Origin of the sequence: Catenovulum adriaticum, assembly GCF_026725475.1 — a bacterium.
Classification (GTDB): Bacteria; Pseudomonadota; Gammaproteobacteria; order Enterobacterales; family Alteromonadaceae; genus Catenovulum; species Catenovulum adriaticum.
In genome coordinates this window covers 1,902,854-1,918,938 of the sequence record NZ_CP109965.1, presented here as the reverse complement: position 1 = coordinate 1,918,938, position 16,085 = coordinate 1,902,854, and the positions used below count along the sequence as shown (strand labels likewise).

Sequence of the window (16,085 nt, the reverse complement as noted above, 5' to 3'; positions counted from 1 at the left end):
ACCCTTTGGGCAGCGTTTGTGCGGTATTTCTACTGCCTCAGCACTCATTTATGTAGAAAAACTACACCCAAATCGTGCTTTGTTGTATAAATACTGTACAAGTTGCTGGAAAGTAATACAGAAAAGATCAAAATGCACTAGTTTAGCTGGATGTAACTATAAATAAAAACCACTGTGACTAGTCATTTATGCACAGTGGTTTTTTAGTTCAAACTAGATGCTTATCTAGATTTTCAGACACTACCCGTACATATAAATAACTTATTAGCTTTTAGTTTGTTCAACCACAACCACCTCGTTTGTCGTTGAATGGTATGGTGATTCGTCATTTGAACTTTCTAAAGTCGCATTCAGTTCATAACTTTCAAAATCATCTTTAAATATTAAAACGGTGCCAGCTGTATCTGAATATATCTTTATATCATCAATATAATAAGCAGTTGCAACCGTTGCATCATTATCAGCTAGTTTAAAACTTAAATACTGTAAACCCGCTTTAGTTAAAGATAAATTTGATGAAACAGATGAAAATGCAGCATTAGTTACCTGTGTACTATTAATGCTTAAAGTCACTAATGGCTGCACAGTGTCTGATGCATTTGTTGCGTCCCAAGTAAATTCTACATCAATCCATTCATCTCCGGTAAAACTAGCGTCAACTTCTATATCTTGATTTCGAATATCATAACGGCCTTCTTTAATCTTAAGCTCAATTAAATCTTTGCCTGAGCTTACTGAGCTGCCGTACAAGCCAATATAAGCATCTTTAAAGTCTGTGTCGTTATCTGTTGGATTATTGTTTTGCGCACCCGCTTCTTTCTTAAATGAAAGCGTTAATTTGCCGGTTGTAAGTGGCTCTATATCACTATCTGCCAATTTTAATCGTAGTTCTCCTGTATCGTCGGTTTTGGTATCCGTCAGTTTGGCGACTTTGCTGGTGGTTGAAGTGATAACAGGACCTGTAATCGTAATCTTGATTGAACTCATGGTACCATCAGCAGATTCTATATTAATGATGTCTGTCAGAGTGTCGGTTAGCGATGCTAAAGCTGACACATCAGTATGACTGCTCGTTAATGTGTATATCCAAGAACCCGCGTCATCAATCGAAAAAGTACCGTACGTTGTTGCCTGACTTACTTGGCTAACCACGCTTGCTTCGCCAGAATCCGGATCAGTCACAGTTACAGTACCTGTTAAATCTCCATTCACATTATTAATGGTTGTTTTTGCTAAATCGCCGCTAATTGTGGCGGGTGTATTGATCTTAACCGGCTCAACCCCTTTTATGGTGATCACTATGGTTTGGGATGTGCCATCAGCAGACTTTACGATAATGGAATCAGTTAAGGTTTCGTTCGCATTCGTTAACGCCACAACCTCATCGTTGCTACCATCTAAAGTGTAGGTCCAGTTGCCATCTTCAGCCAAATTAAACGTGCCATAATGCGTTGCTACCGCAGATTGGCTGATTGCTTTATTTTCACCATCATCAACATCAGTAATCGTTAAGCTTCCACTTAAGTCTGTACTTGAATCGCTTGACACTTGTGCCAATAAATCACCAGAAATAATAGCTGGCGTATTCTCTGCTATATCCCTGTCATTGTCATCGCTGGATTCTAGGTTACAAGCTGACAATGAAAGCAACAGGCCTAAAGTAACTAAATTTTTTTTCATTTTTATTTTCCTCTTTATCCTATGGTTAAAAATTCATATCTATTTTTTATTTCAAACGTTTTTTAGTTCATAAACGGTATTTAACATTAATCTTATAACTTGGTGGTAATGCCAGTTTTGGGGTGCTAAATCATTATTTAGCTAAAAACCCTAAAGAGTTAACTAAGTTAGACTGCTTGTATTTTAATATTTGATTTATTTTTTAACTTTATAATTTAATTTATTATGTTCATAGCGTCCCAGACATATACATCTTTCGGGTTACCGATATTGCATAACCGCCTGTTTTATCGTGCTTCTAATAATTGATTCAATCGAATAACTCAATTTTTAACAGTATAAATTGGACTTACCACTTGATCAATTATTTTTTTTAAAATATATTTAACACGGTTATTACATAGCCGATTTAAAAATTATTCATATTAAACATTTCGAAGGAGACATTAAAAATGTTAAAAGCACTATCAAAAAAAATCTCGTTAGCAACCGTATCTAGTTCACTTTTATGTCTGTTGTTCACTGTTTCAGTACAAGCTCAGTCGTGCAGTGCACAAAGCTTTAATTGGGCGAGTGAATGGGACAATGAATTTACTAATACTAAATATAAGGGGTTACAATTTCCTCGAACTAGCACTTGTATTTCGGGCAGTAATCTTAATGATCAAAAAATTAATGGACATTTTTTTCAGCAAGATGGTCACGCAGTGTTCGACAATGACGATGGCGATGATGGACGTACAGAGGTTCGCTCACAAAATATGTTAGGTAACCACTCAAGCTTTAACGCTAGATTTAGGTTTGAGGGTGCAAGCTTAAGTAGTCGTAACTACACGGTTGGACAAATGTTTGGCGAAGGTGATGGTCCAATTGTCCGAATCGAGCAACTTTTTGGCGACTTACGCGCAGTTATTAGAACATCACCGGGTGCTAGCACCAGTGTGTATGGAAACCAAAGTGCAAGTCTAAATACTTGGTATACCTACAAAATGGTTCGCGAAAATAATAAAATTAAGGTTTGGATCAATGGCTCGGAAGTAACGCCCAGTGGTGGCCTTACTCTTAGTGGATTCGATATTGCAAAAACTTATTATAAGGCAGGTTGCTATATGAGTAATGCGACACAAAGCAATGGATGCCGAGCTAAGTTTGATACGATTCAATACATCCGTTAATTAAAATTGTTGCCAAGTTAACCTCAATTTAACTCAGTTTAAGAAATACCATTTTGTCAGTTGGTATTTATTCGGTTTCTATATTGGGGTTAGCTTAAATGTTTATCACAATTATTTTTATCTTCTCAAAAAAGCTATTGGTTGGAATATAAATGGGCAAAATATTTTTGGGTATAATCGCGCTTATCTCATCGTTTTTTATTGGAACTTGGTACGAAAATCAGCGTTTTCATTGGAGTCAGGAAAATACTCGAATAAACAAATTACCGGCTAACCAAACACAAATTGTTGTTAGTAATACACAAAATCATCACAAGAAAACAGCCCAAAAAACCGAATGTGAATATTCTCAGATTGAAAATAAAACGCTCAAACAGCTAAATAATGAGGAGATTCAATTAGAAAATTTAGCTATTAATAACATTAATAGCTTAAAAGTCTATTTAAGTTTTATGGACTCACCAGCGTTTAAGTTTGGTAAGATAGCAGACTTTGTAAACCAATCAGAACAAGGCCTTAGTTACCTGTATTCACTTTATCAAAATTCTCGTGAACCAGCTTCTCTCTCAATTCTTGGGAGTATTATTCAGTTAACACCTAGCAAAGATAAAATAAACCTTGCAAAAGACTTGCTATTTGACACGAATGTCGAAAAACGTCAGTTCGCTTATGACATCTATAAAGAGTCTGACACCTCGTTACCAGAATTGACCGATAGTTTAATTGATGCCAGTTACTATGAAGATAACAACAACGCATTAACCGTTTTAATTGACGCTATTTCAAAAACTTGTAGCCAGCTTTTAAGTCAGTATCGCTGTGCAAACCGTTTAGCAGAACTGAGTCAAAATAAAATTGAATCCATCGCGATTAAAGCAATATCAGCGATTTCGCAATTGGAGCAAAGCCAAATAAAAACAGATGTTTTAAAACACCATTTAACCAATGGGACAACTGAATTTAAATTAGCCATACTCGAGACAATGAATGCGACTTTAAAAAAAGATGAGGAACTGATTAAACTCATTAGTCAGATCTCTGAAGATCATTCGGCATCGACACAACTGAAACTCGCCGCCAATGCATTTTTATACAAAGTTGAGTTAAATAACCTAGACTTTTAAGTAGACCGTTCGTCATAATGTTTAAACTAGCAGACGAGCAAAGCCTTTGCCTTTGCTGCTTTTCTAGTTGTTTTCCTTTTCGTATTGTAGAGTAATTGACAAGTGTATACAGGTTATTCAAGTATCGACTAGAATCATATCAGAGACATTATAAATAACATTAAATGTCCACGGACACTATAAGTTGTTAAATATGAAAATTATAATGCACTTATTGACTTTTAAATTAGTTGCATCAGTATTTTAAATGAAAAGGGACAAACGCACTGAATGGAGAATAAATTACCTATTATTTTAGACATTGAAGCATCAGGCTTTGGTCGAGGTAGTTACCCGATAGAAGTAGGTTTTGTATTGCCGTCTAAAAAACGACTCAATTATCTCGTAAAGCCTGAGGATAATTGGACTCATTGGTCAAGTAGTGCAGAGCACAAACATCATATTAAACGCGAGTTATTGTTTAACATGGGCTTTAATGTACGACAAGTAGCTGATGAGCTGAACAAAACGCTAGCAGGTGAATTAGTTTACACAGATGCTTGGGGGCATGATTTAAGTTGGTTAGGTAAATTATATGATGCCGCAGGTTGTTTGCCCAGTTTTAAATTAGAACCAATCAGAGCTATTTTAACGCAAGCCCAAATAGAAATTTGGCACAGTGTTAAAGATAATTTAGTTGAGCTTTATAAAGAGCCACGGCATCGAGCTAGCTCAGATGCCGCCATTATTCAATTATGTTATGAGTTCACACAGGTAGAAACGGCCCAATATTTTTAAGTTAATTTAATTCATCTGGGTAGATGATTTTGCTTTAAACTCCCTTGATATTTTTTCTGTGAATACCCATTTATGAATAAACTAGGTTATTTGATAAGGTACTTCAATCATGAGATTAGACAGACTTACTAGCCAATTCCAACTTGCTATTTCCGATGCCCAATCTTTGGCATTGGGACGAGATCACCAATACATTGAAGCAACTCATTTAATGTATGCTTTACTCAACCAAGATTCAGGTTCAATTCGTAATTTATTAACTCAAGCAGGCTGTGAAATTACCGCGTTGCGGGCGCAGCTATCTGAATCTTTAGATAAGCTGCCTAAAGTTGAAGGCATAGGTGGTGATGTCCAATTATCACGTGACATGATTAGTTTGTTAAACCTATCAGATAAATTGGCACAAAAACGCAAAGATAAATTTATTTCGTCAGAGCTTTTCGTATTGGCTGCACTTGAGCAAAACGCATCGTTAGGACAAATGTTAACCAAATCGGGTATTAGTCGGGCTCAATTAGAAGCAGCGATAGAAAAAGTGAGAGGCGGACAAAACGTAGATGATCCTAATGCCGAAGAGAAACGCCAAGCCTTAGAAAAGTACACTCAGGATTTAACCGCGAAAGCAGAGCAGGGCAAGCTTGATCCTGTTATAGGTCGAGATGAAGAAATTCGCCGTACTGTACAAGTGCTACAACGTAGAACGAAAAACAACCCTGTATTAATTGGCGAACCAGGGGTAGGAAAAACCGCAATAGTTGAAGGTTTAGCACAGCGTATAATTAATGGCGAGGTTTCTGAAGGGCTTAAAAATAAACGCGTATTATCATTAGATATGGGCGCTTTAATTGCCGGCGCTAAATACCGAGGTGAATTTGAAGAAAGATTGAAAGCGGTATTAAATGAGCTTGCCAAAGAAGAAGGACAAGTCATTTTATTTATTGACGAACTCCACACTATGGTTGGCGCAGGTAAAGGTGATGGCGCTATGGATGCCGGAAATATGTTAAAGCCGGCATTAGCTCGAGGTGAATTACATTGTGTTGGTGCAACAACATTAGACGAATACCGCCAGTTTATCGAAAAAGATGCTGCGCTTGAACGTCGTTTTCAAAAGGTATTAGTGGATCAACCTAGCGTTGAAGATACGATTGCCATTTTGCGCGGCCTAAAAGAAAGATACGAACTACATCACTCAGTTGAAATTACTGATCCGGCTATTGTGGCGGCGGCCTCTTTGTCTAATCGTTATATCGCAGATCGCCAATTGCCCGATAAAGCGATAGATTTAATTGATGAAGCAGCTTCAAGCATCCGAATGCAAATCGACTCTAAGCCAGAAGAGTTAGATCGCCTTGAACGTCGCAGTATTCAACTTAAATTAGAGCAACAAGCATTGCAAAAAGAGCGCGATGATGCCAGTAAAAAGCGCTTAAACACTATTGAAGAAGAACTGGAAGGCATTACTCAAAAATTTAATGATTTGGAAGAAATTTGGAATGCAGAAAAAGCGGCATTACAAGGTACTCAAAATATTAAAGCAGACCTTGAACAAGCGCGTTTGGATATGGACATTGCTAAGCGGGCTGGCGATTTAAGCCGCATGTCTGAGCTTCAATATGGCAAAATTCCAGCGCTTGAGCGCCAGTTAGATTTAGCGGTTCAAGCTGAAATGCAAGACATGAGCTTGCTTAAACATAGAGTTACAGAGGAAGAAATTGCAGATGTACTCTCGCGTTGGACTGGCATTCCAGTATCGCGCATGCTTGAAAGCGAGCGAGATAAGTTGTTGCAAATGGAAGATAACTTACATCAACGAGTGATTGGCCAAGACGAAGCAGTTAAAGCTGTCTCTAATGCTATTCGTCGTTCTCGTGCCGGTTTGTCTGATCCGAATCGGCCTATAGGTTCATTTTTATTTTTAGGCCCAACTGGGGTTGGTAAAACAGAACTCTGTAAGTCATTGGCAAGCTTTTTATTTGATTCAGAAAGCGCCATGGTCAGAATCGACATGTCTGAATTTATGGAAAAACATTCAGTTTCTCGCTTATTGGGAGCGCCTCCGGGCTATGTGGGTTATGAAGAAGGCGGTTATTTAACTGAAGCTGTGCGCCGAAAACCTTATTCTGTTATTTTGCTAGACGAAATTGAAAAAGCGCACCCTGATGTCTTCAATATTTTGTTGCAACTATTAGACGACGGCCGATTAACAGATGGACAAGGCAGGACAGTTGATTTCAAAAACACAGTGGTCATAATGACATCTAATTTGGGCTCTGATTTAATTCAAGAGTTGACGCATTCGGGTCATGAAGATCAAGTTAAATCTTCCGTGCTAGAGGTAGTTGGTCAACATTTTAAACCTGAATTTATTAACCGGATAGATGAAACTGTGGTGTTTCATCCATTGGCCCAAGATCATATCCAGCAAATTTCATTGATTCAGTTAGATGAACTCAAAAATCGTCTGGAAGCCCGTGGCTACGGCTTTGAAGTCACAGATGCAGCTTTGGCAAAGCTCAGTAAAGCTGGCTTTGATCCTGTGTTTGGTGCCAGACCATTAAAACGAGCAATTCAACAGGAAATTGAAAACCCATTAGCACAAGCTATTTTATCAGGTTCAATTCCAACAGAAAAAACCATTGTTGTTGATGAAAAAGATGATAAATTAGTCTTTGTATCAAAATAAGTTACAATATAAAAGTAACTTGCTACATGAGGTTTCTATTGCTACTTATTTAACTATGGTTGCAACTAGAAACCTTTATTATTTTAAGGATTAAGCAAAAATTTTTATGACTGATTCAAACGATATACAAAAACATCCAAGCAAAGGCATTTATCTGTTACCTAACATTCTCACCACAGCTGGCCTTTTTTCTGGTTTTTATGCAGTAATTGCCTCTATGAACAACCATTTTGAAAGTGCTGCAGTTGCTATTTTTATTGCGATGATTTTTGATGCGCTAGATGGTCGAGTTGCCAGAATGACTAACACCCAAAGTGCATTTGGAGCCGAATACGACAGTATGGCGGATATGGTGTCTTTTGGCATCGCACCAGCATTAGTCGCTTATAATTGGGCTTTGTTTGGATTAGGTAAAATTGGTTGGCTAGCCGCATTTATTTTTACCGCCGCTGCGGCATTGCGTTTAGCCAGATTTAATACCACGGTAGGTACAGCTGATTCACGTTATTTTACTGGGTTAGCAAGCCCAGCAGCGGCCGCGATTGTCAGTGGTATGGTTTGGCTAGGTGCCGATTATGAACTAAACCCAGATACCTTTGGCGTCATTGCGATGATAATAACCACCGTGAGTGGGTTGTTGATGGTTAGTAACTTTAAATATAGCTCGTTTAAAGAAATAAAATGGAAAGAACGGGTGCCGTTTATTGCTGTTTTATTCATGGTATTAGTCTTTGTCGTTGTGGCTACTGAGCCTGCATTAGTGTTGTTTTTGATCTTTTCTCTTTATGCGTTGTCAGGTCCTTTTATTACCTATAAAAGTGTTAAAGAAATTAAAAATAAACTAATAGATGAACCTGACGAAACAGCGACTGAAGCAAGTAAGGCGGCTTCACAAGAGCAAGACGAAACAGAAAATAATCAGACTAAATAGTAGGTTTAACTTATTATTTGGCAATATTTAAAAACGGCTGATTCTTTAATCGGCCGTTTTTGTTTACTTATACGTTTTTACATTAACAGATGGAATGACTATGTTTAAAATCAAGTGGGCTGTTATTAATTCTGCTTTGCTATTATCACTGGTAAGTTGTGTGCAATTAGATCAAGTGGAACAAGTGGAACAAGAGGTTGTTAAAACAGATCAAACGGATAATCAAAAAGGTGAATGGATATCTCTATTTAATGGCAAAGATTTATCGGGTTGGCATATCAAATTTACAGATCATCCACTAGATGAAAACTATCTAGATACCTTTGGGGTTAAAGATGGAAAATTAATTGTTTCGTACGATAACTATCAAAATTTCGACGATAAATTTGGTCATATTTTTTATCAAAAACCTTTTTCAAGTTATATTCTAAAGCTTGAATACCGTTTTATCGGCGAGCAAGTTAATGGCGGGCCCGAGTGGGCTTATCGCAATAATGGTATTATGTTTCATAGTCAATCACCGAGCAGTATGGCAATTGAACAAAGTTTTCCTCGTTCGATTGAGGTTCAGTTACTCGGCGGCACCCAAGGACAAACTCGAACAACGGGCAATGTTTGCACACCAGAAACCAATATTGTTGTGAATGGTCAATTGAGAACTGAGCATTGTATCTTATCTACCTCAAAAACTTACCCAGGCGATCAATGGGTGCAAGCTGAAATAGAGGTGCACGGGGGCGAAAAAGTCATTCATCGGATTAATGGTGAAGTGGTATTTGAATATCAAAAAACTCAATACGAGCCAAAAAGTGAGTATGCATTAGGCTTGAGCGATTTGATTATCGACGAGGGCTACATTGCGCTTCAAGCTGAGTCACATCCAACCGAGTTTAGAAATATTATGATAAAGCCATTAGATTAAGGTGTTTATCTTTATTTGTGATTAATGTAATTGCTATTATTATGCTCAAGCTCGCATTTTTACTTGGTTTGGGTATAATGCCGCCACTTTTATTCATGTGGTTATGATATGAAATTTGCGTTAGGTATTGAATACGATGGTGCCCGGTATTCGGGTTGGCAAAGACAACAAAATGTACCCAGTGTTCAGCAGGCATTAGAAGAAGCTTTATCCAAAGTGGTTAACAAAACAATAGTGGTCACTTGTGCAGGGCGAACTGATTCTGGCGTACATGCGACAGCTCAAGTTGTGCATTTTACCACGGATGTTCAACGCGAAATTAAAGCATTGACTTTAGGCGTTAATGCCAATTTACCTAAAGATATTGCGGTAAAATGGGCTCAAATTGTTGATGACTCATTTGACGCCAGATACTCAGCTACGGCACGCCGCTACAGATATGTTATATATAATAACCCGTTAAAGTCAGCTATATTGCCCCAAGGTATCACTCATTGTTATCACGACTTAGATGCAACTAAAATGCATCAAGCTGCTCAAGCTTTAGTGGGCGAAAAAGATTTCACCTCATTCAGAGCAGCGCACTGTCAATCAAACACACCATTTAGAAATATTCACCAAGTATCGGTTACGCGAATTGGTGAATATATTGTTATCGATATTACTGCAAATGCGTTTTTGCACCATATGGTTCGCAATATCGCGGGCTCTTTAATGGAAATAGGCAAAGGCGAGCAAGCTGTTAACTGGATATCAGAGTTGCTAATTGCAAAAGACCGCACGTTAGCCGCGGCCACAGCTAAACCAAATGGTTTATATTTGGTTCGAGTTTTTTATCCAGATAGTTTAAATATTCCCGTTGTGCCGATGGGACCCGTTTTTTTACCAGAGCAAATTGAACCATTAAATATTGAAAAAATCGATAAACAATGCGAAGTAAGCAATTAAATCTATACTTATCTCTACTTTAAGATGCAGGTTTTAGTTAAAATATGCTTCAGTTTATGATTTAATGTGCGGCATTAAGAGTTTATCGCTTTTTGTATAAACTAATTTTTCTTTTTGAAATTATACCCAGAGATTATCAATGAGTTGGATCGAAAAAATATTACCTAAAACAAACTCAAGCAAAAAAAGCAATGTACCAGAAGGTGTTTGGGTTAAGTGCGACGATTGTAGTTCAGTTTTGTACCGTGCTGATGTTGAGCAGCAACAAAATGTTTGCCCTAAATGTGGTCATCATATGCGCATTTCTGGCCGTGCTCGTTTGGAAGCTTTTTTAGATGTGGAAAACCGCACTGAACTAGGTTCAGATTTAGAACCACAAGATAAACTTAAATTCAAAGATTCAAAACGATATAAAGACAGAATTACTGCGGCCCAGAAAAAAACCGGTGAAAAAGATGCATTAATTGCATTTCAAGGGGCTGTAAAAGGCGTGCCTGTGGTGGCTGTTGCATTTGAATTTGGTTTTATGGGCGGTTCAATGGGCTCGGTGGTTGGCGCTCGTTTCATTAAAGCGGTTGAAGTTTGCTTGGAACAAAACTTACCTTTAATTTGTTTTTCAGCTTCAGGCGGCGCAAGAATGCAAGAAGCATTAATGTCATTAATGCAAATGGCTAAAACCAGCGCAGGTTTAGCTAAAATGAGTGAGCAAGGCTTGCCCTATATTTCAGTTTTAACCGATCCTACTATGGGTGGCGTTTCAGCTAGCTTTGCGATGCTTGGTGATTTAAATATTGCAGAGCCTAAAGCACTAATTGGTTTTGCTGGCCCTCGAGTAATTGAACAAACGGTTCGTGAAAAATTACCGGAAGGCTTTCAGCGAAGTGAGTTTTTATTGCAAAAAGGGGCAATTGATATGATTGTCGATCGCCGTGATATGCGAGATACCTTATCGCGATTAATTACCAAACTGATGAATTTACCTTCTATTGAGCAAATTTAATGGTCAATCCATCCGCTCAGGTAGCTTTTAATTCGCTGCCAGACTGGTTAACTTATTTAGAAGCGCTTCACCCTAACGATATTGAGCTGGGGTTGGAGCGTGTTCGTCAAGTTTATAACCGATTAGATTTAAACTTTAGTCAAACCAAAGTGGTGCTACTTGCTGGCACCAATGGCAAAGGCACTAGTTGTCATTTAATGCAACAACTTTTGTGTGCCCATGGCTTTAATGTGGGCTGCTATAATTCCCCCCATATTCATGATTATCGTGAACGCGTAACGGTTAATGCAAATTGGCTAAGTGAGCAGCAGCATTGTGATGCTTTTCAAGCCATAGAGCAGGCGCGCGGTAATATAGCGCTAACTTATTTTGAGTTTGGCACATTAGCTGCCATTTATTTACTCGCTCAACAATCGCTAGATTATATTTTATTAGAGGTTGGCCTAGGCGGACGGTTAGATGCAACTAACATTGTTGAACCTGATCTATCTATTATTACCACAATAGATTTAGATCACCAAGACTGGTTGGGTACAAACCGAGAAGTGATTGGTTTTGAAAAAGCCGGTATTTTTAGAGCGCAAGGCAAGGCGGTTTGTGGTGATTTAAATCCACCAGATACCGTTAAACAACAAGCGTTAGAAAAACAGCTAGATATTGTGTGGCAACAACAAGACTTTTGTTATCAAATAGAGCCTCAGTATTGGTCTTGGCAGGGTAAAAAAAATCAATTTAATCATTTAAATAAACCCAACATGCCGATTCAAAATGCGAGTACGGTTTTAGCGGGCTTAGAGCAACTTGGCCTTGAGCTGGATATTAATTTAATTAATGCATGCTTCATTGATTTTCAATTAGCCGGCCGCTGGCAAAAAATTTCAACTCAACCTGATGTCATTATTGATGTTGCACATAACCCAGAATCGATTCGTTTTATGCAGCAACAACTACAACAGTACTCACACCAAGGTAAAAAAATTGCTGTGCTGGGCATGTTAAAAGATAAAGATATTAAAACCGTTATTAACACCATAAAAGCTGATTTTGATGCTTGGTATTTAGCAGATATCAACCAGCCAAGAGGCGCAAAAGCCACAGATTTACAAACCGAATTAACCGTATCTGATAAAGTAAGCTGTTATCAATCGATTCAACAAGCGTACAAAAGTGCTTTAGCAGATGCTCAACTAGACGATCTTATTGTTGCGTTTGGCTCTTTTTGGGTGATCACAGATATTTTGACGGATTAAATAATGGGTAATTCATTTCAAAATCGTTTAGTGGGTAGCATCGTCTTTATTGCGTTAATCGTTATTTTTTTACCGGATTTATTAGACGGTAAAAAAAGCGAGTATTCCGATCAATTTCAAACGATTCCGAACAAGCCTAAAGTTAAAGCAATACCTATTGCCCCTGATTTTCCAGAGTCTGCATACGATGAACAAATGCAACAGGCAAAAGTACAAATAGATAATGAAGCCCCTGTTGATCACTTATTAGAAAATGATCAATCAGAACAAGTAAATGATAATTCAGCATCTGAACAGCCTAAGCAAGACAAACAAGATAAAGTTAATTCAGCGCAATCAGCAAAAAAACCAGAACCGAAGCAAGCACCAACTCAATCTCAGTTTACTAATGCAGCTTGGGTGATTCAATTAGGTAGTTTTGGTAATAAAAAAAATGTTGATAACTTAGTTAATAAATTAAAACGTGAAGGCTATGTCGTATTTACTAAATCAGTAACTTCCAGCAGCGGTCGTTTAACCAAAGTATTTATTGGTCCTGACTTGGATAAAAAGAAACTTGAAAAGATGTTACCTGCTTTAAAACAGTTAACGAATTTAAAGGGCAAATTAGCAAATTATCAACCAGCGCAATAATGATTAGCATTATGGTGTTAGGATCTGGTAGAATTCGCCCGCACATTTCAGCATGAAGATAGATATGGTCTGGATCGATTACGCGATTATAGGTTTGATCAGTATTTCTACACTGGTCAGTTTAGTAAGAGGCTTTGTTCGCGAAGCTTTGTCATTAGTGGTATGGATCACCGCTTTTTTTGTAGCCAGTACTTTTTATTTAGATCTGGCGACCTTATTAAACAGCATTGATGATGAAATGTTGCGTAATGCAGCCGCAATTGCGATTTTATTTATCGTAACTATTTTGCTTGGCTCGTTAGCTAATTATTTAATTTCACAGTTGGTACAAAAGACAGGGTTGTCGGGTACAGATAGAGTGCTAGGCTTGGTGTTTGGCGCACTACGAGGTGTCTTAATTGTATCAGCTATACTATTCTTTATGGACGCTTTCACGCCTGCTGCAACGTCAGTTTGGTGGCGTGAATCAGTTCTAGTTCCTGAGTTTAAGATTGTGATTGAGTGGTTTTTCGAATATATGAAAAACACCTCTAGCTTTCTCAAAGACATTAAACCTGTTTAAGAGGTAGATAATCCATGTGCGGTGTTGTTGGCATAGTTGCTCATTCTCCAGTTAATCAAGCTTTATACGATGCGTTAACCGTTTTGCAGCATCGCGGGCAAGACGCGGCTGGTATCATGACCATTAACGATGGTATGTTCAAATTGAGAAAAGCCAATGGATTGGTAAGAGATGTGTTTGAACAAAAACACATGGAAAGATTAGCAGGTAACTGGGGGATAGGGCACGTGCGTTATCCAACTGCCGGTACTTCTACATCTGCAGAAGCTCAGCCTTTTTATACCAATTCTCCTTACGGTATTGCGTTAGCTCATAATGGTAATTTAACCAATGCAGATGAGTTAAAAGAAAACTTAAAAAGCGAAGCTAGGCGTCATGTTAATACCTCGTCAGATTCTGAATTATTAATGAACTGGTTTGCGCATGAACTCTGTGAAGCTAATGCTTGGGACTTAACGCCTAAAGATATTTTTAATGCAGTAACCAAGTTGCATAACAAAGCACGCGGTGCTTATGCAGTGGTTGCTTCAATTGTTGGCTTTGGTATTGTTGCATTTAGAGATGTTTATGGTATTCGTCCATTAGTATTAGGCCGCCGAGTGACAGACTTAGGTACTGAATATATGGTTGCGTCTGAAAGCGTCGCGGTGGATGCGGTAGGCTTTGAGTTTGTACGTGATGTTGCCCCAGGTGAAGCCATTTACATTACTAAAGAAGGCGAACTACATAGTCAGCTTTGTTCTGATACTGCTGAGTTAGTTCCTTGTTTATTTGAATATGTTTATTTTGCTCGTCCCGATTCAACGATTGATGAAATTTCTGTTTATGCGACTCGCGTTCGCATGGGGAAAAAGTTAGGCGAAAAAATTAAACGTGTCTGGAATGAATTAGAAATCGATGTCGTGATTCCAATTCCAGAAACCAGCTGTGACATCGCAGTGGAAATCGCCAGCACGTTAAACGTGCCTTATCGCCAAGGCTTTGTAAAAAATCGATACATTGGTCGAACCTTTATTATGCCGGGTCAGCAGCAAAGACGTAAATCCGTGCGCCGCAAATTAAATGCAATCTCATCTGAGTTTGAAGGTAAAAACGTATTATTAGTGGATGATTCAGTCGTACGTGGTACAACCTCAGAACAAATTATTGAGATGGCACGTGATGCGGGCGCTAAAAATGTTTATTTTGCATCGGCTGCACCGGAAATTCGCTTCCCGAATGTTTATGGGATTGATATGCCAAGCGCCAATGAATTAATTGCTTATGGTCGCGAAGTGGAAGAAATTTGCCAGTTAATTAAAGCCGATGGATTAATTTTCCAAGATTTACCTGATTTAATTGAAGCAGTAAAAGCAGGTAATCCAAGTATCGAGCAATTTGAAAGCTCGGTATTTAATGGTGAATATATTACTAAAGATGTTAACCAAGCTTATTTAGATCATTTAGATGCATTACGTAGTGACTCAGCTAAAGATTCAGGTAGTGCAAACCAAAGTTCGAGCTTAGATATCCATAACTTTAGCTAAGGTAAACAAACTTAATTATTAGGTTGACCATATAAGCTATCTAAAAAACGCCGCTACAATAGCGGCGTTTTTGTTTGTAAATTTGCAAGGAACCTTAGGTGTTAGATCAATTTATATTATTTGTCATTAGTTTTATCGCGAATACTTTGTCGTCTCTGGCTGGTGGCGGGGCAGGACTATTGCAACTTCCGGCTTTAATCTTTTTAGGTCTCCCTTTTTCTATTGCATTAGGCACACATAAAATTGCATCTGTTGCGTTGGGGTTAGGTGCCTCCATTAAACATCTTAAGCACGGGCAATTTAAATTTGCGTTAATCATTACCTTGCTTATTAGCGCCATACCGGGTGTTATATTGGGCGCGAATATTATTTTAAATATCTCGCCTTTTATTGCCATGACAGCGCTGGGTACATTAACTATATTGTTAGGTATTTATTCTATTTTAAAGCCTCAACTTGGCATTGAAGATACCGAAAAAAATCGACATTTACAGGGCTATTTAGTGGGCGGTTTTGGCTTATTTATTATTGCTATTTTAAACGGTTCACTAACCTCAGGTACGGGGCTATTTGTGACTATGTGGCTTATTCATTGGTTCGGGTTGAGTTATGGTAAAGCCGTATCTTATACTTTGATTATGGTGGGGATTATTTGGAATGGAATGGGTGCAGCTACGCTTGCTATGCTCACTGAAATTAAATGGAATTGGTTACCTGCCTTACTGTTAGGTTCATTAATTGGTGGTTATGTAGGGGCGCATTTAGTGATCGCAAAAGGCAATAAATTGGTTAAACGTGCATTTGAAGTAATGACGATACTGGCAGGACTTGCACTTTGGTACAAGGCATTTAATTAAGGATAAATTAACTG

At 38.2% G+C, this 16,085-nt stretch carries 14 protein-coding genes; 13 read left to right on the top strand and 1 reads right to left on the bottom strand.

From position 1 onward, the window contains the following. Positions 1-264: 264 nt before the first annotated feature. Positions 265-1,680: a VCBS domain-containing protein gene (locus tag OLW01_RS08395; protein WP_268073397.1), complete on the bottom strand. Its 1,416-nt coding sequence runs from the start codon at positions 1,678-1,680 to the stop codon at positions 265-267. A gap of 452 nt (positions 1,681-2,132) precedes the next feature. Between OLW01_RS08395 and OLW01_RS08390 the strand changes: the two genes are divergently transcribed. From OLW01_RS08390 to OLW01_RS08330, 13 genes are all read left to right on the top strand, one after another. Then, on the top strand, positions 2,133-2,855 hold the full coding sequence (locus tag OLW01_RS08390; protein WP_268073396.1) for a polysaccharide lyase family 7 protein: 723 nt from the start codon (positions 2,133-2,135) through the stop codon (positions 2,853-2,855). A 152-nt stretch (positions 2,856-3,007) separates the two neighbouring features. Further along, the gene (locus tag OLW01_RS08385; RefSeq protein ID WP_268073395.1) at positions 3,008-3,979 is read left to right on the top strand and encodes a hypothetical protein; all 972 of its coding nucleotides are present in this window, start codon (positions 3,008-3,010) and stop codon (positions 3,977-3,979) included. Between the two features lie 270 nt (positions 3,980-4,249). Next, complete coding sequence (locus tag OLW01_RS08380; protein WP_268073394.1) at positions 4,250-4,756, top strand: 3'-5' exonuclease family protein; 507 nt, start codon at positions 4,250-4,252, stop codon at positions 4,754-4,756. Positions 4,757-4,865: 109 nt separating this feature from the next. After that, positions 4,866-7,442: an ATP-dependent chaperone ClpB gene (gene clpB / locus OLW01_RS08375; RefSeq protein ID WP_268073393.1), complete on the top strand. Its 2,577-nt coding sequence runs from the start codon at positions 4,866-4,868 to the stop codon at positions 7,440-7,442. Between the two features lie 124 nt (positions 7,443-7,566). Further along, a complete protein-coding gene (pssA, locus tag OLW01_RS08370) occupies positions 7,567-8,373 on the top strand; it encodes a CDP-diacylglycerol--serine O-phosphatidyltransferase (RefSeq protein ID WP_428980186.1) in 807 nt (268 codons plus the stop codon). Between the two features lie 100 nt (positions 8,374-8,473). Next, the gene (locus OLW01_RS08365) at positions 8,474-9,295 is read left to right on the top strand and encodes a 3-keto-disaccharide hydrolase (protein ID WP_268073391.1); all 822 of its coding nucleotides are present in this window, start codon (positions 8,474-8,476) and stop codon (positions 9,293-9,295) included. A 108-nt stretch (positions 9,296-9,403) separates the two neighbouring features. Next, entirely contained in the window at positions 9,404-10,243 is an 840-nt protein-coding gene (gene truA, locus OLW01_RS08360) for a tRNA pseudouridine(38-40) synthase TruA (protein ID WP_268073390.1), read from the top strand. Between the two features lie 139 nt (positions 10,244-10,382). Next, positions 10,383-11,243, top strand: coding sequence for an acetyl-CoA carboxylase, carboxyltransferase subunit beta (gene accD / locus OLW01_RS08355; RefSeq protein ID WP_268073389.1), 861 nt, complete (start codon positions 10,383-10,385; stop codon positions 11,241-11,243). Next, positions 11,243-12,493: a bifunctional tetrahydrofolate synthase/dihydrofolate synthase gene (gene folC, locus OLW01_RS08350; RefSeq protein ID WP_268073388.1), complete on the top strand. Its 1,251-nt coding sequence runs from the start codon at positions 11,243-11,245 to the stop codon at positions 12,491-12,493. Before accD ends, folC begins: the two co-directional genes overlap by 1 nt. A gap of 3 nt (positions 12,494-12,496) precedes the next feature. Further along, positions 12,497-13,126, top strand: coding sequence for an SPOR domain-containing protein (locus tag OLW01_RS08345; RefSeq protein WP_268073387.1), 630 nt, complete (start codon positions 12,497-12,499; stop codon positions 13,124-13,126). Positions 13,127-13,190: 64 nt separating this feature from the next. Beyond that, on the top strand, positions 13,191-13,688 hold the full coding sequence (locus OLW01_RS08340) for a CvpA family protein (RefSeq protein WP_268073386.1): 498 nt from the start codon (positions 13,191-13,193) through the stop codon (positions 13,686-13,688). Positions 13,689-13,702: 14 nt separating this feature from the next. Further along, the gene (purF, locus tag OLW01_RS08335) at positions 13,703-15,214 is read left to right on the top strand and encodes an amidophosphoribosyltransferase (protein WP_268073385.1); all 1,512 of its coding nucleotides are present in this window, start codon (positions 13,703-13,705) and stop codon (positions 15,212-15,214) included. 98 nt (positions 15,215-15,312) lie between these two features. Next, complete coding sequence (locus OLW01_RS08330; protein ID WP_268073384.1) at positions 15,313-16,071, top strand: sulfite exporter TauE/SafE family protein; 759 nt, start codon at positions 15,313-15,315, stop codon at positions 16,069-16,071. The last annotated feature ends 14 nt before the right edge of the window (positions 16,072-16,085 follow it).

Coding starts and splice junctions, on each gene's coding strand:
- OLW01_RS08395 (WP_268073397.1), bottom strand. CDS start 1,680: ATGAAAAAAAATTTAGTTACTTTAGGCCTGTTGCTTTCATTGTCAGCT.
- OLW01_RS08390 (WP_268073396.1), top strand. CDS start 2,133: ATGTTAAAAGCACTATCAAAAAAAATCTCGTTAGCAACCGTATCTAGT.
- OLW01_RS08385 (WP_268073395.1), top strand. CDS start 3,008: ATGGGCAAAATATTTTTGGGTATAATCGCGCTTATCTCATCGTTTTTT.
- OLW01_RS08380 (WP_268073394.1), top strand. CDS start 4,250: ATGGAGAATAAATTACCTATTATTTTAGACATTGAAGCATCAGGCTTT.
- clpB (WP_268073393.1), top strand. CDS start 4,866: ATGAGATTAGACAGACTTACTAGCCAATTCCAACTTGCTATTTCCGAT.
- OLW01_RS08365 (WP_268073391.1), top strand. CDS start 8,474: ATGTTTAAAATCAAGTGGGCTGTTATTAATTCTGCTTTGCTATTATCA.
- truA (WP_268073390.1), top strand. CDS start 9,404: ATGAAATTTGCGTTAGGTATTGAATACGATGGTGCCCGGTATTCGGGT.
- accD (WP_268073389.1), top strand. CDS start 10,383: ATGAGTTGGATCGAAAAAATATTACCTAAAACAAACTCAAGCAAAAAA.
- folC (WP_268073388.1), top strand. CDS start 11,243: ATGGTCAATCCATCCGCTCAGGTAGCTTTTAATTCGCTGCCAGACTGG.
- OLW01_RS08345 (WP_268073387.1), top strand. CDS start 12,497: ATGGGTAATTCATTTCAAAATCGTTTAGTGGGTAGCATCGTCTTTATT.
- OLW01_RS08340 (WP_268073386.1), top strand. CDS start 13,191: ATGGTCTGGATCGATTACGCGATTATAGGTTTGATCAGTATTTCTACA.
- purF (WP_268073385.1), top strand. CDS start 13,703: ATGTGCGGTGTTGTTGGCATAGTTGCTCATTCTCCAGTTAATCAAGCT.